The 19159-nt window shown below is 29.4% G+C and carries 22 protein-coding genes; 6 read left to right on the forward strand and 16 right to left on the reverse strand.

Translation table 11 applies throughout. The features are described 5' to 3' along the window. Positions 1-16: 16 nt before the first annotated feature. The 4 genes from BQ9840_RS05025 to BQ9840_RS05040 form a co-directional block, all read right to left on the reverse strand. Positions 17-1207 carry a CapA family protein gene (locus BQ9840_RS05025; protein ID WP_077368683.1) on the reverse strand — a complete coding sequence of 397 codons (1191 nt, stop codon included), beginning with the start codon at positions 1205-1207 and terminating at the stop codon, positions 17-19. Between the two features lie 63 nt (positions 1208-1270). Further along, positions 1271-1978, reverse strand: coding sequence for a PrsW family intramembrane metalloprotease (locus tag BQ9840_RS05030; RefSeq protein WP_077368685.1), 708 nt, complete (start codon positions 1976-1978; stop codon positions 1271-1273). Positions 1979-2041: 63 nt separating this feature from the next. After that, positions 2042-3751 (reverse strand): phosphoenolpyruvate--protein phosphotransferase, encoded by a 1710-nt coding sequence (gene ptsP, locus BQ9840_RS05035; RefSeq protein ID WP_077368687.1) that lies wholly within the window; start codon positions 3749-3751, stop codon positions 2042-2044. A 35-nt stretch (positions 3752-3786) separates the two neighbouring features. Next, positions 3787-4389, reverse strand: a complete 603-nt coding sequence (locus BQ9840_RS05040) for a DUF5317 domain-containing protein (RefSeq protein ID WP_077368689.1) — start codon at positions 4387-4389, stop codon at positions 3787-3789. Positions 4390-4606: 217 nt separating this feature from the next. Between BQ9840_RS05040 and BQ9840_RS05045 the strand changes: the two genes are divergently transcribed. Continuing rightward, complete coding sequence (locus tag BQ9840_RS05045; protein ID WP_077368691.1) at positions 4607-4804, forward strand: small, acid-soluble spore protein, alpha/beta type; 198 nt, start codon at positions 4607-4609, stop codon at positions 4802-4804. A 14-nt stretch (positions 4805-4818) separates the two neighbouring features. On the opposite strand, the gene BQ9840_RS05050 is transcribed toward BQ9840_RS05045, so the two are convergent. From BQ9840_RS05050 to BQ9840_RS05060, 3 genes are read right to left on the reverse strand one after another with little or no spacing between them, the layout of a single operon-like run. Further along, positions 4819-5391 carry a manganese catalase family protein gene (locus tag BQ9840_RS05050; RefSeq protein ID WP_077368693.1) on the reverse strand — a complete coding sequence of 191 codons (573 nt, stop codon included), beginning with the start codon at positions 5389-5391 and terminating at the stop codon, positions 4819-4821. Between the two features lie 12 nt (positions 5392-5403). After that, positions 5404-5664, reverse strand: a complete 261-nt coding sequence (locus BQ9840_RS05055; protein ID WP_077368695.1) for a spore coat protein CotJB — start codon at positions 5662-5664, stop codon at positions 5404-5406. A gap of 13 nt (positions 5665-5677) precedes the next feature. Next, positions 5678-5848, reverse strand: coding sequence for a spore coat associated protein CotJA (locus tag BQ9840_RS05060; protein ID WP_077368697.1), 171 nt, complete (start codon positions 5846-5848; stop codon positions 5678-5680). Positions 5849-5995: 147 nt separating this feature from the next. Here BQ9840_RS05060 and BQ9840_RS05065 point away from each other — a divergent pair, with 147 nt between their 5' ends. Then, the gene (locus tag BQ9840_RS05065; RefSeq protein WP_077368699.1) at positions 5996-6250 is read left to right on the forward strand and encodes a FeoA family protein; all 255 of its coding nucleotides are present in this window, start codon (positions 5996-5998) and stop codon (positions 6248-6250) included. A gap of 4 nt (positions 6251-6254) precedes the next feature. Further along, positions 6255-8363: a ferrous iron transport protein B gene (gene feoB, locus BQ9840_RS05070; RefSeq protein ID WP_077368701.1), complete on the forward strand. Its 2109-nt coding sequence runs from the start codon at positions 6255-6257 to the stop codon at positions 8361-8363. A 49-nt stretch (positions 8364-8412) separates the two neighbouring features. On the opposite strand, the gene BQ9840_RS05075 is transcribed toward feoB, so the two are convergent. The 4 genes from BQ9840_RS05075 to dapF all read right to left on the reverse strand — a co-directional run bounded on the left by BQ9840_RS05075 (position 8413) and on the right by dapF (position 11968). Continuing rightward, on the reverse strand, positions 8413-8523 hold the full coding sequence (locus BQ9840_RS05075; protein ID WP_077368703.1) for an OadG family protein: 111 nt from the start codon (positions 8521-8523) through the stop codon (positions 8413-8415). Positions 8524-8534: 11 nt separating this feature from the next. Beyond that, entirely contained in the window at positions 8535-9647 is a 1113-nt protein-coding gene (locus tag BQ9840_RS05080) for a sodium ion-translocating decarboxylase subunit beta (RefSeq protein ID WP_077368705.1), read from the reverse strand. A 210-nt stretch (positions 9648-9857) separates the two neighbouring features. Further along, positions 9858-11117: a dicarboxylate/amino acid:cation symporter gene (locus tag BQ9840_RS05085; RefSeq protein WP_077368707.1), complete on the reverse strand. Its 1260-nt coding sequence runs from the start codon at positions 11115-11117 to the stop codon at positions 9858-9860. A gap of 14 nt (positions 11118-11131) precedes the next feature. Beyond that, on the reverse strand, positions 11132-11968 hold the full coding sequence (gene dapF, locus BQ9840_RS05090; RefSeq protein WP_077368709.1) for a diaminopimelate epimerase: 837 nt from the start codon (positions 11966-11968) through the stop codon (positions 11132-11134). Between the two features lie 298 nt (positions 11969-12266). Between dapF and BQ9840_RS05095 the strand changes: the two genes are divergently transcribed. Beyond that, a complete protein-coding gene (locus tag BQ9840_RS05095) occupies positions 12267-12503 on the forward strand; it encodes an alpha/beta-type small acid-soluble spore protein (RefSeq protein WP_255371024.1) in 237 nt (78 codons plus the stop codon). A gap of 37 nt (positions 12504-12540) precedes the next feature. Here the strand turns inward: BQ9840_RS05095 and BQ9840_RS05100 are convergent, their stop codons facing one another. The 4 genes from BQ9840_RS05100 to BQ9840_RS05110 form a co-directional block, all read right to left on the reverse strand. After that, on the reverse strand, positions 12541-13056 hold the full coding sequence (locus BQ9840_RS05100; protein WP_077368713.1) for a ferritin: 516 nt from the start codon (positions 13054-13056) through the stop codon (positions 12541-12543). Positions 13057-13217: 161 nt separating this feature from the next. Continuing rightward, positions 13218-13361, reverse strand: a complete 144-nt coding sequence (locus BQ9840_RS12500; RefSeq protein WP_159436080.1) for a hypothetical protein — start codon at positions 13359-13361, stop codon at positions 13218-13220. 78 nt (positions 13362-13439) lie between these two features. Beyond that, the gene (locus BQ9840_RS05105; RefSeq protein WP_077368715.1) at positions 13440-14165 is read right to left on the reverse strand and encodes a L,D-transpeptidase family protein; all 726 of its coding nucleotides are present in this window, start codon (positions 14163-14165) and stop codon (positions 13440-13442) included. A 107-nt stretch (positions 14166-14272) separates the two neighbouring features. Continuing rightward, positions 14273-14875, reverse strand: a complete 603-nt coding sequence (locus tag BQ9840_RS05110; protein ID WP_159436081.1) for a DUF4230 domain-containing protein — start codon at positions 14873-14875, stop codon at positions 14273-14275. A 203-nt stretch (positions 14876-15078) separates the two neighbouring features. Between BQ9840_RS05110 and BQ9840_RS05115 the strand changes: the two genes are divergently transcribed. Then, entirely contained in the window at positions 15079-15759 is a 681-nt protein-coding gene (locus BQ9840_RS05115) for a Crp/Fnr family transcriptional regulator (protein WP_077368719.1), read from the forward strand. A 25-nt stretch (positions 15760-15784) separates the two neighbouring features. Here the strand turns inward: BQ9840_RS05115 and BQ9840_RS05120 are convergent, their stop codons facing one another. Then, a complete protein-coding gene (locus tag BQ9840_RS05120; RefSeq protein ID WP_234978621.1) occupies positions 15785-17137 on the reverse strand; it encodes a [Fe-Fe] hydrogenase large subunit C-terminal domain-containing protein in 1353 nt (450 codons plus the stop codon). Positions 17138-17332: 195 nt separating this feature from the next. On the opposite strand from BQ9840_RS05120, the gene BQ9840_RS05125 reads away from it, so the two are divergent. Continuing rightward, the gene (locus BQ9840_RS05125) at positions 17333-19081 is read left to right on the forward strand and encodes a hypothetical protein (protein WP_077368723.1); all 1749 of its coding nucleotides are present in this window, start codon (positions 17333-17335) and stop codon (positions 19079-19081) included. The last annotated feature ends 78 nt before the right edge of the window (positions 19082-19159 follow it).

Raw genomic sequence — 19159 nt, forward strand, 5'->3', positions numbered from 1 at the left:
AATAGGCCAGTCTAACTTACTGGCCCATCAAACTCATAGTATTTTCATAGGATTCTTTTACTTTTCCGTGTATAGCATCGTCTATTTGCTCCATATTTGACTCATCAATTGGGATTATTTCATATTTGGCCACACCGTCTTTACTATATTTATATACCCAAGTAGGAGTATATGTAATATTTTTTATTATTGTTTCATCTTTTGAAAAATCCTTCTCTACTTCAACTGTTACCATAATTCCATCTTCAGTATATTTATTGTTAATAGTTTCTCTTCTCTGATTTGATATGAAATTCCCTAGAGAATAGATAATAAAGTTATCTTTCCCATTGTGCTCTATTATTTCAGACTTTTGAATGACATGAGGATGACTTCCAAACACGATATTCGCACCCCACTCTACCATTTTCCTACCAAGTTCTAATTGTTCCTCTGATGGTTCTCTCTGATACTCATTTCCCCAGTGGATAAACACTACAACTAAATCAGAGCCCATCTCTACTGCTTTTTCAATATCAGTTTTAATCCTTTCCTCATCAATTAAATTAATCATATTATTTAATTCTTCTTCAGTCAATGTGTACTCCATTCCATTACAACCATAAGTATATGAAAGTAGCCCTATGTTTATATCATTAATTTTTTCAATTAATATTTTATCTCCCGGTTCATTAAAAGTTCCTATATTTTTAAAACCATATTTTTTTAATGCCTCTATAGTATTAACAAGACCTACTTTTCCTTGATCCAAACTGTGATTATTAGCAGTTGACAGTATATCAAATCCTGAATTTTTTAAAGCTTCTAAGCTTTCAACTGGTGAATTAAAGTTAGGATATCCATGAAAACCTCTATCGCTACCTGCTGTAACTGTTTCAAAGTTTACTAAACTTAAATCCGCTTTCTCTATGTACTTTTTCACGTATTGAAAGCAGTCATTAAAATCATAAGTACCACTCTTTGAATCATAGGCACCTATTATTTGAGGTTTATGAAACATAACATCTCCTGCAGCTAAAATAGTAGCAGTAGAAACTATAGGTTCTTGTTTTATTTCTTCCTCTTTTTGAACTTGTCCACCTATTTCTTCACTTAAAAATTCCCTATCATCTTCATTAATACTCTCTTCTTGTGACATATGATAGGAAAATACTGTTACTCCTATCAAAAGAACAATAAGAATGAGTAATAGTTTGTTTTTATTCATAAGCTTCTCCTCTACAATTTCATTACTAATATTGTATATCTTTATCTATTATAGTTCAATACATTATTCTCTTTCCTTTTTTTCACCTAAAAATCTAGATTTAGAATCATATAAATATGTTCTGAGTTTTTTCTGATTGAGCCACCAAAGATATATAACATATGGTAAAAATATTATAGTCAATTGAGGGAGATTTGCCATGAGTATGAAATCATATATTCCATGAAATATCATAGGCATAAATAGGGATTTTCTTAAATTACTTTTTCTTCTCTCTTCATTTGTGGCAAACTTTGCTAAAGACAAATAATAACCCATAGTAACTGCAAAAACTCCATGAGCTGGTACCGAAAGAATACCTCTATAAAGACCTATATATGGATTGTAGCTAAATCTATATACTACATATATTATATTTTCCACTGTAGCAAAACCCATAGAAGAAAACACAGCATATACTATCCCATCTAATTTTTCATTGAAAAATTCTGTATTGTAAGCTGTTTTCATAACTACTAGTCTTTTAAAATATTCCTCTGTAAAACCAGCTACTATAAAAGCGGTATAAAAAGAACCAACAACACCAGGAAATATATTCAAAGCATTTAATATTTCTTCGACAAATATAGTAGGAATAACTGCTAATGCACCAAATACATAGGTTTTAAATAGCATTTTAAAAGGTTCTCTATCATATCTGTCACTAAAATAAAGACCTATTACTATAATAGCTGCAGGAACAATTGCAATTATAAATAATCTAGTTTTCATTTGTGCACCTCCATATCTTTTAATTAGTATTTGAATTTCTCAATAAAAATAACCACTATTTTTTTAATAATTAGTGGTTATTTTTTCTTCAATATATTTTTTAACTTCTAAAGGAGTAGATAGTTTTAACACTTCTCCTACTATACTTTCCATTTTACTCTTTGAAATATTGCTTATAATCCACTTGGTTTTAAGTATAGAAGAAAAACTCATGCTAAACTCATCTAATCCCATTCCCAACAATATTGGAATAAGTTTTTCATCCCTAGCTGCTTCTCCACACATTCCTACCCAAATACCTTCTTTGTGACCATTATCAATGATTAATTTAACCAATCTGAGTACCGCTGGATGATATTGACTATATAAATATGATACCTTCTGATTTCCTCTATCTACTGCCAATGTGTATTGAATTAAGTCATTGGTACCGATACTAAAAAAATCCACCTCTCTCGCTAGAATATCTGATTGAATTGCTGCAGCAGGTGTTTCTACCATTATGCCTATTTCAATATCTTTATTAAATGTAATGCCTTCAACTTTGAGTTGTTCTTTTACTTCTTCTATAATTGCCTTTATAGTTAAAACTTCCTCTATATTTGATATCATTGGAAAAATAATCTTTATATTCCCAAAAGCACTTGCTCTTAAAATAGCTCTCAACTGAGTTTTAAAAATATCTCTTCTATCTAAACAAATTCTTATAGCTCTATATCCCAAAAAAGGATTCATCTCTTTGGGTAAATCTAAATAAGACAAATCTTTGTCTCCACCAGCATCTAAAGTCCTTATGATCAATGGTTTTCCTTGTAATTTTTCAGCTGTAACTTTGTAAGTTTGAAACTGTTCTTCTTCTGTAGGAAGCTTGTCTCTATCCATATACAAAAGTTCTGTTCTGTATAATCCTACACCATCTCCATCATATTCAATTACTTTGTCAATATCATTTGGAAAAGTAATATTTCCTGTAATCTTAATTTTTACGCCATCTTTAGAAGTGGTTTCTTTTCCTTTTAGTTTATTTAATTTCAGTATAAATTGTTCGAACTGCCTTTTCTTCTTACTATAAATCTCAATCTGTTCACTTGTAGGATTTAAAATAACTATACCTTCATTTCCATCTACAATCATAGTATCTCCATTTTTTGCACTCAAAGTGATATCTTTTACCCCAACAACATAAGGAAGCTCTAGTGTTTTTAACATTATTGAAGAATGTGATGTTTTTCCTCCATTTTCAGTTACAAAACCTAATACATTTTTACTATCCAAATGTGCTATATCTGAAGGAGTTAAATCATCAGTAACTATAATACATTTTTCTAATTTGGATAGTTCTATATTTTTCTTTCCTAATAAATTCATCAAAAGCCTATTGGAGATATCTAAAATATCTGCTGATCTCTCCCTTAAATAATCATTGTCAATACTCTTTAATATTTGAACAAAATCATCTCTTACTTCTTTTACTGCCCATTCTGCATTTATACTTTCTCTTTCAATTTTTCCCTTAATCATACTGATAAATTCAGGATCTTCTGCCATCATCTTATGAGCTATAAATACTTCAGATTCCTTTTTCCCAATTTTTTTTAGTGTGTTTATATATATATGGTCTATTTCATTTAAAGTTTTTTCAATTGCACTATTTAATCTATCTAATTCAGTAATAACTTGACTAATATAATATTTTTCGACTTTTAATTCTATATTCTTTTTTACGAAAACTTTTCCAATTATTATTCCTGGTGAAACACCTATACCTTCCATATCAACCTCCTATACTATATTCTACCCTGCAAATATTATAAATTTGGCCTATATGTAAAATCTAATACTTTTCCCCTTTCTCTATCACTTAACATAGCTCTTTGTATTAATAAAAATAATCCAACTGCTATTATAATATCTCCAATACTTATTAATTTAGCAAATGGATAAGGTTGTGGAATAGGTATAATATCAGATAAATAATAACATTTAGTACTCTTATCAATTAAAGTATGAGTCAAAACATCATTAGTTTTTAATAAATTTGCTTTTTCAGTTAATGATGCGAAGTTTAAACCTTTTAATGAAACAGGCATTTTACCACCATTAAATAAAATGGAAATGAAATTCAAAAGACTTCCTGTAAAAATCGTTAAAATTCCCCTCTTTTTCATATTTAAAATTAAGCCCATTAAAGTTATTAAATATACTCCAATATGCATATAACTAAAATTGCTTTGAATAAATTGAGCTATCTTCCCATCTGTAAAAGACTCTACTAAAACACTTGATTTTTCAATTAAAAATGCTCCAACAAATAAATACCAGCCCTTTATACAAATTTCACCAATATTCCTTATCTTACCTCCTCTAATTTTACCAATAATTAATGCAGATCCTAGTGATTCCATTATCATGTTTTGCCCTCCTCTATCATTTTAACTAATTATGTTATGAATAAAATATATATTATTAATAATACTATAATTCTACAAAAAGCCCTAATTTCCTTTAAAATTTTTTTAAAAAAATAGTTTAGTTTATTCATTTTTTGTTTTTTCTATTAAATACCTGTATTGTAATCAGATATTTGCAAAAAATATATTACAAGAAATAAAATCTAGGAGGTATTCTATGAAAAATATAGACCCTAAATCAAGAATAGCACTTGAATCTTTTAAAGCTGAAATGAGTAAAGAATTAGGTCTTGATGTGACAATGGATAAGACTAAAGATAATATTAACAATATTTTTACTGCCGGTAGGGTTGGAGGATTGATGACTAGGAAACTAGTTGAAATGGGAGAAGAAAATTTAAAAGATAAAAATTAGCCCCTAAATGGGGGCTAATAATATTTTTTGCTATCTAGTTGTTCTTGAACTAATCTTAAAGTTTCTCCAAATCTTTGGAAATGGACAATTTCTCTTTCTCTTAAGAATCTAAGTGTATCAGTAACACCTGGGTCATCACTTACTCTTATTAAATATTCATAAGTTGCTCTTGCTTTTTCTTCTGCTGCCATATCTTCATGTAAATCTGCTATTGGATCAGCTTTTGATTGGATATATCCTGCTGTCCAAGCTTCTCCAGCTGCATTGTGTGGGAAAGGACTCTTTCCATGGTTTACATAGTGGGCTTCAAAAGGAGTTCCTTTTATTTTTTCCACAGGTGCATCTTTTACAAGTTTCCAAACTAGCGAACCAATTATTTCCCAGTGCGCTAGTTCTTCGGTGCCTATATCAGTTAATATGGCTTTACCTTGATTTATAGGCATAGTCCATCTCTGTGTTAAATATCTAATTCCTGCAGATAGCTCTCCATCTGGACCACCAAATTGCTCTATTATCATTGCAGCTAATGCAGGATTACAAGTATCTACTCTAACAGGATATTGAAGTTTCTTTTCATAAATCCACATATTCTAACCTCCTTAACAAGATGTAAAATCAAATTCCCAAGGCCATGGGCTTTCTATATATCCCCAAGGATATTTACTCATTGAATCATTAGTCAATGGAGTATATTGAGCTTCATATAGGGATACTAATTCTCTTCGTTTTTGTACATAGGTATTATGAAGTCTTATTGCTCTTTCATCACAGGGATGAGTATTTAAATATAGAGCTGTTTCAGTTAAAACAAACTCTACCTCCATTATTTGCTTTAAAAGACATGCTTGATTATTATCCATAAAAACACCTCCACTAATATCGCCCATTAAATTCATATGGTTTATATAATTCAGGAAATATTGTTCCTTTCCTTAACGCTTCTTCAGGACTATACACTTGATTCATATACTGGAATGGTACATAAGCTCTTGCTAAGTTTTTATCTTTAGAGCTTGATTGCTCGTAATGATAGTTTTGATTCATGCTATTTCCTCCTTCATTTTCTTTCAATATATATTACGCTTTGTAAGCCTTAATAGTTCCTCATATTCTGATGAACTTTTCCCCTATTCCTTACATATAATGGCTATAGAATTGACTTCAAAATACGGTTCTTAAAGGAGGCAAATTATGAGTTGTTTAAATGAAAGTATTTTGTTAAGTAAACTTCCTGTGGGAAAATCAGGAGTAGTAATAGACTTGTTAAATGAAGGAGATAAAAGAAGAAGGTTTCTTGACTTAGGCCTTACATCAAATACATTAGTAAAAGTTGAAAGGCTGAGCCCCTCTGGCAATCCTATTGCTTTCAATATTAGGGGCACTATATTGGCTCTAAGAAAAGATGAAGCATCCAAAATATTGATAAAAGTAATTGATAGGAGGTAAAACTATGGGGCTTACTCAAGAATCTAGTGGACTAAATTTGGTAAAGTATGAATATACCTTTGAAGAGTGTGAAGAGAAGACTGTGATTGCATTAGCAGGTAATCCGAATACTGGCAAAAGCACTCTTTTCAATTTTATGACAGGTCTAAAGCAGCATACTGGGAATTGGCCTGGAAAAACTGTCCTAAATGCATATGGTAGTTTTAAACATGGAGACAAAGAATATATGATAGTAGATCTTCCTGGAACTTACTCTATTTTAGCAAATTCTGAAGAAGAGGAAGTAGCTAGAAATTTTATTTGTTTTGGAAACCCAGAGGTAACTGTAGTCGTTGTAGACTCTACATGTTTAGAAAGAAATCTAAATTTGGTACTTCAAATAATGGAAATAACAGATAATGTAATTGTTGCTCTTAATTTAATGGATGAATCTCAAAGAAAAGGGATCAAAATTGATGTCGATAGATTAGAAGTATTATTGGGAATACCTGTTATACCTACAATAGCTAGAGATGGTGTAGGTATAACAGAGATTATAAACACAATTAACAACTTAGAATCAATAGTTAAACCCAATAAAGTAAAGTACAGTGAAAAAGTTGAATCATTAATATCAAAAATTGAAAATATACTATTAGAATATCTAGATAAAAGTGCAAACACTAGATGGATAAGTCTTAGATTAATAGATGGAGATATAGAAATAAAAAATCAATTAGAAAAGTTACTATTAAAAAATGGTGTTGGTAGAAAACCACTAGAGAAAATTGAAGAAATGTTAAGTGAATATGAAAATATTGGGGATGAAATAGTAACTGAAATATATTATTATGCTGAAGAAATTGCAAGTATAGTTACAGAAGTTGATAAAAGTAAAAAAATAAATTGGGATAAAAAAATCGATGACATTCTCACAAGTAAAATAACAGGTTATCCAATAATGATATTACTACTTGGAGTGATTTTCTGGTTATCTATTGTAGGTGCAAACTACCCATCTGAACTTTTGGCTAAGGGTTTGTTTGCATTGGAGGACAAATTGACATTGTTATTTACACATTTAAATGCTCCTGATTGGCTATACGGGATGCTAGTACTGGGAGTGTATAGAACACTTGCATGGGTTATATCTGTAATGCTCCCCCCTATGGCAATATTTTTTCCACTTTTTACGCTCCTTGAAGACCTAGGATACTTACCTAGAGTAGCTTTTAACCTTGACAACTCATTTAGAAAAGCTGGGACTAATGGAAAACAATCATTGACCATGTGTATGGGATTTGGATGTAATGCTGCTGGAATCATAGCCTGCCGTATTATAGACTCACCAAGAGAAAAATTAATCGCCATGATAACTAATAATTTTGTCCCCTGTAATGGTAGATTCCCAATAATAATAGCAATTTCCACTATATTTGTTGGAGGACTTGTAAACAGTAAATATAATTCAATCATTGCCGCAATTTCTGTTGTAGTAGTTATACTCATTGGAATATTAGTGACTCTTTTAGTTTCAAAATTTTTATCGGTTACTTTCTTAAAAGGCATGCCATCATCTTTTACATTAGAACTTCCCCCTTATAGAAAACCTCAATTGGGAAAGATACTTATAAGAAGTATTTTAGATAGAACACTATTTGTACTTAGCAGAGCAGTAATAGTAGCTATTCCCGCTGGTGCTATTACATGGATATTTGCTAATATCAACATAAATGGAGTCAGCTTATTGCAATCATGTGCATCTTTCTTAGATCCATTTGCTACATTATTAGGACTTGATGGAATTATACTAATGGCTTTTCTTTTAGGTTTGCCTGCAAATGAAATAGTACTTCCCATACTTATAATGGGATATATGTCGCAAAATACTATGATGGAATTAGAAAGTATAGATTCACTAAAAACACTGTTACTAAATAATGGTTGGAACTTTGTCACTGGAATCAACTTCATGCTTTTTTCATTGCTTCACTTCCCCTGCGGTACTACAATTCTAACTATGAAAAATGAAACAAAGGGACTTAAGTGGCCAATATTTACAATTATTTTAACAACTAGTATAGCTGTTTTAGTTACTTTTATTATAAACATGATTTCAAAATTTTTTATATAAAAAATAGCCATATTATTGAATTAAGTTATATTCAATAATATGGCTTAATTTATTTCTCAGGAAAAATTTTAACCATAAGTTTTATAGAAAAATAAAATATTATTAATATTGAGAAAGTTGTTCCCATTCCATATAGTAACATTTTAAATCCAATATTCATGACTATCCCTCCTAGGAAAGTAATGCAAGTACTACACTACCTGCGATAATAGAACCAATTTGCCCTGCCACATTTGCACTTACTGCTTGCATAAGTACAAAGTTAGTCGGATCTTCTTCAGTTGCAAGCTTTTGTATAACTCTTGCCGACATAGGAAATGCAGATATTCCTGCTGCACCTACCATAGGATTGTACTTTTTCTTTACAAATAAATTTAAGAATTTTGCAAATAAAACTCCTCCAGCTGTATCAAATATAAATGCAAACAATCCTAAAGCCATTATTTTTGCTGTATCAATACTTAAAAATGCTTCAGCAGTCATTGTTGATCCTATTGTTATTCCCAATAAAAGAGTTACTAAGTTGGCTAGTTCATTTTGTGCTGATTGAGAAAGTCTATCTAGTACTCCACTTTCCCTAATTAAGTTCCCAAACATCAACAATCCTATCAACGTAACACTTATTGGTGCTATGATTCCCGCAATTATCGTTACTACTATAGGGAATAAAATTTTAACTGTCTTAGAAACCTTAACTTCCTTGTACTCCATTCTTATTTTTCTCTCATCGCTTGTAGTCAACGCCTTTATAACTATTGGCTGTATTATTGGCACTAATGACATATAAGAATAGGCGGCTACAGAAATAGGCCCTAATAAACGTCTTGCAAATCTAGATGCTACAAATATAGATGTAGGTCCATCTGCTGCACCAATAATCCCTATACTAGCTGCTTCTTTGATATCGAATCCTAGAAGAAGTGCAAATATTATAGTCATGAATATGCCAAATTGAGCTGCTGCACCAAAAAACAACATAGATGGCATCTGCAAAAGTGGAGTAAAATCAATCATGGCTCCAACTGCAATAAATATTAGTGCGGGAAAAAGTTCATTTAAAATACCTGCATTTTTTAATATTCCTAGTACTCCCTCATCACTAGTAATCCCAGGTATTCCTGAAATAACAGGGATATTGGCTAATATTGCCCCAAAACCTATAGGTAATAATAGCATAGGCTCGTATTCTTTCTTGATGGCAAGATAAATAAGTCCTCCACCAATAAAAAACATAATCACTTGTTGATAATTTAGATTATTAATACCTAAAAGTAACTGCTCCAAAATAAGCCCCCCTTTTTTTATATATAATTAAAAGACCTTTATTTAAGCTTAATAGCTTAAATAAAGGTCTCGCCGTTCAAAAATTAGCCGGGTTTTCACCGTATTGACGACTAATTAAAGCAGAACCTCCCTGCCCAGCTACTCCCCTTTATTTATATCTTATACCTGTAGTATAGATTAAACAAAGAAATATTTCAATAGATTTTGTTTTTATTTAGCATCTTCATTTGCTGTAAGTTTTTTAACCATCCAGTCCTTGCCTTCCAATACTCTAGTTACCATCATAGAGGCAACAGTGTCTCCAGTAACATTGACCATAGTTGCTGGTGGATCTACTAAATATCCTATAGTTGCTATTATTGGAAAAGCTTCAGGTGGAAATCCATACATGTTGACAATCAGCATCTCTCCTATTAGTCCTCCACCTGGTACTCCAGACATAACTACACCACTTAATACTGATATTACAACAGCAGTAACATAAGTACCTATCCCCTTAAAAGGCATATTAAATACACCAAACATAAAGGATATCTTTAGTATAGAACTCAAACAAGTTCCATCCATATGCGCTGTAGCTCCAATAGGTAATACAATATCCCTTATATCTTTTGGCACTCCCATTTTCTTTGCAGAATTTAGATTCACAGGTAATGTTGCAATACTACTTTGAGTTGCTAAAGAAGTTATAGCTACCGGGAATATGTTTTTAAAATAATTCTTAACTCCAGGCATACCTCCTGCAAAATAAGAATAAAAGAAAAATGCTACAAAGAAATATATTATACAAATTGGATAATACACTGCCATAGCCCTAGCATAAGAGCCTAAAAGTTCGGGGCCAAAATTACCTATAAGCGATGCAAAATATGCTCCCAAACCAATAGGTGCATAATACATGATTATAGACACCATTTTCAAAAATATTTCTGAAAGTACATTTAATGCATCTGCTACTTTTTTGCCTTTTTCGCCTATCAAACTAACGCATAGTCCAAAGAACATAGAAAATATTATTAAAGGTAACATGTTTTTTCTAGAAATAAGCTCTGTAAAATCTGTAACAGTAAGAGCTGCTACTATTTGAGCTCCTGTGTTTAAAGGTTTTATTTCTTCTGCTTTAGGTATTTCAATATTTACATCTTTTGCAGGTGGAAATATATTTACCATAACAATCATAATAAGTGAAGCAATCAATCCAGTAATAATAAATACTAACAACATGGTTCCAATTATCTTACCTAATCTTTTCCTATCTGCCATACTAGCTACAGAACTCGATATAGTAATAAAAACCAAAGGAACAACAATAGTAAACATTGCATTTAAAAATATATCCCCTAAGGGTTGAAATATAGTCGCTTTTTCTCCCATTATAAGTCCAATTATACTACCTAAAATTATAGATGATAGCAAAATAATAGGGAATTTATAATACTGCCAAAAACTTTTCTTTTCTGCATTTTCCATTCATTTTTCCTCCTTTATAAATTATCAAATTCACCTGTGCAAATGGTTTTAGCTCCTCCACTCATATAAATTTCATAGTCATCTTCTAATTCAACCTGAAGTTCTCCACCTTCAGTTTTAACTTTTACAGTATTGTCAAGTTTCCCCAATCTATGTCCTATTACTACACTAGCACAAGAACCAGTTCCACATCCTAGAGTTCTACCTGCCCCCCTTTCCCAAGTATATATATTAATATGATTTTTGTCTAAGATTTCTATAAAATTAACATTTGTTTTTTTTGGAAAAATACTATGTACTTCAAGTTTTGCACCAAGTTCATTTATATCAATTGAAATTATATCATCAACAAAAATAACTGTATGAGGTACACCAACCAAAACTGAAGAAAAAACTATTTCTTTTCCAACTATATTAAGTTTCTCCAAAATAACTTCTTCTTTCATAATATCTACAGGTATACTCTTGGCTTCAAATGTAGGATATCCCATATTTACCCTTACAGTATTGACTTTTCCAAATTCATCCGTTTCTAATCGGATTTTTTTAATCCCAGCAAGTGTTTCTACAGTGAATTGTTTTTTATTAACCAATTTATTCTCATAAACATATTTAGAAAAACATCTAATTCCATTACCACACATTTCTCCTCTCGAACCGTCTGAATTATAATATATCATCTTTATATCTGCTATATTGCTTTTTTCACATACTAAAATCCCATCGGCTCCTACGCTAAAATGTCTATCACAACTTTTTAATGCCAATTCGCTATAATTATCTATTTCATACTCTAATCCATTATAAATCACAAAGTCATTTCCTGCACCAATCATTTTAGTAAAATTCATTTATACCACCCTTTTCATTATAATTGCTTATTAGTATATCATTATACCACTCTGTTTTCACCATTAAAATATTATTTCATTAATCAACTATAAAATGTGTGTAAATTAGCATAAAAGCATATTGTTTTGCTTAAAATATACATGATAAAATGCTGTTTTATGCATTTTTTTATAAAAATTATGGATATTCAAGAAATTTAGTATAAGTGATGCAAAATTTGCATGATTATTTAAACTTTTTCTACACATAATACTAATACACCAAAAAAATATAACTATATGAAAGGAGTTGAACATGGTGGCTACTAATAACAATAATAACACAAGTAACAAAATATTAGTTCCTGAAGCACGTCAAGCATTAAATCAAATGAAAACTGAAATTGCAAGTGAATTAGGTATGACTAATTATGAAACAATGGATAAAGGTAATTTACCATCAAGACAAAATGGTTATGTTGGTGGATATATGACAAAGAGATTGGTAGAAATGGCTCAAAAGAATATGAGTGGTGGTGGAACAACTACATTATAAATACATTAAAAAAGATAGGTCAATTGACCTATCTTTTTTAGTTTTCTGAATCTACTGGTGGAGTAAATACTCTTTGTGACAATTCTTGATCTAGCATATATAATCCATGGCTATTTTCGCCCATTCTTTCCAATCTTGTAAGTATAGATTTCATACTATTCTCTTCTTCTATTTGTTCATCAACAAACCATTTTAACAAACTTATAGTTGCATGTTCTTTTTCTTCTGTAGCAATATCCATTAATTTATAAATTCTACTTGTAACAAATTTTTCATGTTCAAGAGCTTTTTTAAATACATCTGTAACAGATTCAAAATCATTCTCAGGTTCTTCTAATCCTAGTATTTTTACTGTTCCATCCATTTCATTTACAAAATCAAAAAATTTCATAGCATGAAACTTTTCTTCTTCTGCTTGCACTTTGAAAAAATTCTCAAAACCAGATAAATCTTCACTAGCACAATATGCTGCCATAGCTAAATAATAATGAGCTGAATATAACTCATACTTAATCTGTAAATTTAATTCTTCAAGTAATCTTTTAGATAGCATATACAATACCTCCTTAAATATCTTCTACTTTTATATACCCAGAAATCTAAAAATTAACCATAAATGTAATTTTACAAACTATATCATATCTTTACCAAAATGTCATAAATAATACAAAAAACTTCTATTAAAAAAATAGAAGTTTTTTGTATAAAATAATATTAGCGATTATAGATTTCTTTAATTCGACAGCCTTTTCTTTTCATCATAGCCTTCCAAATAAGTTCATGAACTAAAGACCTAAATTCAATTTCATCTCTATATAAAATTTGACCTCTTTTGATTTCAAATCTTTTGCAAATCATAATAAATCATCTCCTGTTACATCATATTTCTATTATCAACTAGAATAGTATAAGCAAAAGTTTGTACTTTGTAAAGAGTTAATCCATAAGAATTATATTAAGTTTTTCATAAATATTAGGACCTATGCTATCAGTTATTGGTAAACCATTATCCTTTAAAAATTTAATGAGTGCATATTTAGTTCCATCTCCATAAACTCCGTCTATTGAGCCATTATAGTATCCTTTTTGTTTTAATCTTTTTTGAACTTCTTGAACATCTGCCCCCCTATCTCCAGGTCTTAATACTCTAAAACCATGACCAAAGGGTCCATTGTCACCCATTGTAAGAGTAACTGATGTATTGTATTTAACTAATGAATACAACTCCTCTACATCCTTATTTTTCATCCTAATGCATCCATGAGAAGCATTGTATCCAATAGATCCAGGTTTATTTGTACCATGAATTCCATACTTTCCCCAAGGAACATTAAGTCCCATCCATCTAGAACCAAAACCTCCTCCCCACATACCCTTTTGTATAATTTTGAATGTACCTAAAGGTGTGGGAGTACCAGGTTTTCCAGTAGCTACTAAATATTTTTTTACTATTTCATTGGTATCCAAATCTATTAAATATAGTAGCTTTTTATCAACTTCAATATGTATTGCATAATTTCTTTCATCTTGTTTTACATATACATCCTTGTTCTCATAATTAATAGCTTTTTTAGTTAAAATTTTATGTATAAAATCCCCTACAACTAATACTATAACAACTAAGATAAAGCACAATAAAATCAACTTAACCCTTCTCAACACCTTAACTCCCCCCTCATATTGTAATAATATGCTAAGGTGTTTTAATTTAAAACTAAAAACTTAATTAAAAAGCCTATCCAAATTTGGATAGGCTTTTTAAGACTTCATTATTTAAAATTTATCTTTATATTTTCAAAACCCATGCTTATTAAAAATGTTCTTAATAATTCTTCTGCATTTTCTTCTGCTTCATTTAATATCCCTTTGTCTATGACTTCTTTTGCCATATTTTCCTTTTCTTTGACTAATACATCATATAAATCTTGAATCTTTAACTGATTAAATAGCGACTCTCTTTCATCATAAATATAAGTATCTTCTTCATTAATTACATTGTCTAATATTGTAGCTTTATCTAAAATTATCTCCACACTTTTATTGTCCTTTACATCTACTTTTAGTGTACTTAAGTCTACTCCTGCCTTTATATAACCATTATACTTAATTAAAAAACCTTTGCTTGTAAAAGGAATACTCATATCTTTCAACTTTTTGTTGTCTTTATATGCTACAACATTTGTATAATTATATTTAACTGTAGATAAATCTAACAATTTCACTACTTGTTCTTCAACATTGCTTGACAAAATACTTGTATCTCTCTTAACTGCATACTTATAATAAATAGTTCCTCCTACTAATATCGCTAAAACAACAATTATTATTGCAAAATACTTATTCTTATTTGCTTTCTTCCTATTGCTTCTCAAATAATCAACCCCTTTTTTTGACTTTATTATAATTCTACAAAAAAAGCCTTTCATTTTCAAGAAGTATTCTTTATACAACTATTAAAGCCCATTTTGAAAAGTTTTATATTAGAGATAACTTGAACTTTCCTATGGGTTATAATAAAATTAGTGTATAATTATGGTAAGCTTTGTTATTATTTATTTTCTTTTGGAGGATGACAATGAAAGATACTTTAGAAACCTTAACAAAATGTGTTTTATTTAAAGGATTGACCATGGAAGAAATAGAAAAATTACTAGAAGGAGTATCAATCAGCTTAAATACATTTGCCAAAAATGAGGTAATTGCTATTGAGGATAGTAAATGTATTAGTATAGGAATTATAATTAAAGGAAAAGTGGAAATCCAAAAAATATTCCCTTCTGGTAAAATAATAACGCTTAATACCTTTAAGTCTGGAAATATTTTTGGAGAAGCTTTGGTCTTTTCAGGTGAAAATGTTTATCCTTCTACAATAATGTCTATTGATGAAACAAAATTATTATTTGTCCATAAAAACGACATAATAGACCTTTGCAAAAAAAACGACATATTTCTCAACAATTTTATGACAGTACTATCTGACAGAATTCTTATGTTAAGTGGAAGAATACGAAATTTGTCATATGAAACTATAAGGAAAAAATTAGCAATTATGCTTTTGGATGAATATAAAAAACAGAAAAATATATTTTTAACTTTTCAATGTACAAGAAAAAAAATGGCTGAAATACTTGATGTTCCAAGACCATCATTGTCTAGAGAATTAGTAAACATGAGAAATGATGGCATAATTGATTTTGATAAAAATATAATAAAAATTATTGATCTAGATTTGCTAGAAGAGTGTTTAATCGATTAACAAAAAGGGTGAGAAAGGTATATGGTCATTCTAATATTCTTTCTAAAATACTAATTTTATCACTATCATTAAAGTCTTCGATATTCTCTATGCCAATAGCCTGAAGAAATTCTTTCATAATCTTATTTTCTATAGAAATATTAATTTTTGATTCTTCTCCATAATTATCTACTGACATTTTAGCTTTTTCTTTTGGTATAAGTACCTTTGGTCCTCCTACACAACCTCCTACACAACCCATCCCTTCAAGAAATCTAGCATCTGTATTGCCAGTAAGACCTTTTTCAAGTAGTTTCTTGCATTCAGAAACTCCACTAGCCTGTTCAGATGTAAAAAAATGTGCCTTGTCTGGAAACAAACCATTTACTGCTTCTTCAACTGCTAAGGATACCCCACCAATTCTTCCGTAAATTCTTCCACCTTTAGATGAGTATTGAGTAGACAGTTCTTCGTGAAACTTTGAAGGTTCAATATCTAGTACATCAAAAATATCTTTCAGTTCAGTATAAGTGAGAACAAAATCTATAGCACCTTTTAATTCATCTAACTTTGCCTCTCCCTTCTTTGCAACACATGGACCAATAAATACAACCTTGCAATCTGGATCAATTTTTTTAATAACCTTTCCTGCTGCAATCATGGGGGATACTGATGGAGAAGTGTGTTTAATTAATTCCTTGTATTTTCCCTTGATCATAGCTACCCAAATAGGACAACAACATGAAGATAGCATAAAATCATCTTCTATATTAATATGTCTATTAAACTCAACTGATTCCTTTATAGTTAGCATGTCTGCAAAAAATGCTACTTCAACCATATCAGAAAATCCAATACTCTTTAGAGCAGCTCTCATCTGACCCATAGATACCTCATCCCCAAATTGACCTATTATTGAAGGAGCTACAGCTGCCATAACTTTGTTATTTTCTTTTATAATATTTGCTAGAGGTATAAACTCTATTTTGTCAATATAATTATTTTTATCGCAAGCTTCAACACATTTGCCACAATCAACACATGCTTCTATGTTAACTTTAGGCAAATGTGTTTCACTATCTAAAATAATAGCATCAAAGGGACAGGCATTTTGACATAAGGTCTTTCCATCTACCTCTATACAATTTTTAACACAAGTATTTGTGTTTAAAACTACTTTTTTTGACTGTTTGTAGTTTTCTATTGCTTTTATTAAATCAGATGAAAAATTTTCAGAATACCTAACTTCTACTCCACATAGTGCAGACACTACTGTTGAAAATGACTCTTTATCAATTTCTTTCTTGTCCATTATTTCACTTAATTTTTCTTCAAATACATCTTCATAATACGACTTAAGTAATTCTTTAAATAATTCCCTATAATTATTCTTTCCCAAATTTATCCCTCCCATATCTATATAATATCTTACCCAGTTTTATTAATTTTAAAATAGGGTATTAATTATATGAAGATAAAAGCCTATATAGGCTTTTTATCTTGCTGAATATTATTAATTCATTAATATATACAAAAATAACATATTTAGTATATAATATTATATACTATTATATTTTTTGATTTGGAGGATAATATGGTAAATCTGAATTATGAAGAAATAATGAACATACAAGAAAACGCTACAAAAAAGCTTTTAACATATATAGATGATTTTTTTCAAAGAGAAAAAAAAATTAACTCTATAGAATTCTATTATCCAGATTTCGATGAAAGAAGAACTAGAATGGCTTTTAATGTTTGGATAAGCCTTGACTATATAACTAAATATGGTAAAAACTTCATTGAACACTTTTTAGAAGATTCTATGGGAATTTTGAATGATCAGGAAAAAGAAATACTTGTTGAGAGAAACAAATCCAATATCAGTCTCTTTGAAATTAAAAATATCAAAGGAGATCTAATGTATGTAGAAGACATTTTAACTAACAAACACCATATAGTTTGGGAACCTGAACTATGTAATATCATAGATAAATCAGAGCTAATATTTGGTAGAGTATCAAAGGTGTTAATATATGAAAAGTTTGTCGGTGACATTAGTTTTTTGCCTGATTTTATAAAGAATGTTTTTTTAGATAAAATACATTTTGACTATGATATGATAAAAAAAGAAGAACCTAATATAACAATGAAAGAATACTTGAGAAAATATAGTTTAAATGTATACAAAATATATACTGACTGTATTTATGAAATACTAGAACTTGATGATGAAGAAAATTTAGAATTAGCTATAGAACTTGATGAATTTGAAACCTATTTGAGTGAAAGCTTATCAGAAAACACAGTACGAAAACATATAAAAAATCTAATAGCTTTTTATGACTATTATCTTTACGACAAAAACTTTAGTCTCTATGATATAGACAAAATTAATTTTGAACATTTTATCAAAAAGGGAATATATGATAATTTTATTCAATCTCAAAACCAGCTAAATTCTTATATTGCTACATTGAAAAAATATATTAGATTTCTAGTAGAAAATGAAAAAAGCAAAGACTTTGAAAAAACCTATAAAGATATATTGGCAATAGGTAAAAACCGTTTTGAATATTTTGAACCTAAGGAACCTATAAATATGCCTCTATACTGGGATACACAGTTAGATGCTTTTGTAAAAGAAAACTTAAATGAAAAAGCAATTATTTTTATTGAAGACTATGAAAAATTCTTATTCTATATAAAAAATAACAATGTAGAGTTAAATTCTAACAATAGATTTATAAATAATAATCATCTATTAAATTTAAATAATATACTCACAAACAAACTAATATTTAAATCAATAATCAATGTAAAACAATTCGATATCCCCTTAGTCCATATATTTTATAAATTTTCACTAGGAAAAAATATATTAACTATTAATAACAACACAATAAAACCATATTTGAGAAAAGAAGAATATCTAAATTTAAAAGTTGAAGAAAAATTGTCCTTATTTATTGATTATATTTGGAACACTCTGTCTTGGAATGAACTTTCAAATAATTATTATGACAATATTGAACAAGACTACCGTTTTGAAATAATAAGTAACTTAAGTAAACTAGATATTGATACTATATATGATTATGATGAAATAAAATACAAAGAAATTGAAACACCAATATTTGATAACTATATACTATTATACTTTAACTATATAGGACTTATAAATTTAAAAGAAAATTCATTATTTGAAGAAAATGCTTTTCAAACAATCTCACTTTCATCCTTAGGGAAAAATATATTTAATGTACTAAAAGAAAACAACTACAAGAATGTTAAAAACATGGGAAAAATAATCCATATTAAAGAATGGATAAAGAAGAAATAATAGATAGTAGCAAATTAATTTGCTACTATTTTTTTAAAAAACACTTGACAGAGTAGTTTTTTCTCTGTATAATTAAAT

Source organism: Anaerosalibacter sp. Marseille-P3206 (assembly GCF_900155565.1).
In the GTDB taxonomy this organism is placed as follows: Bacteria; Bacillota; Clostridia; order Tissierellales; family Sporanaerobacteraceae; genus FUHM01.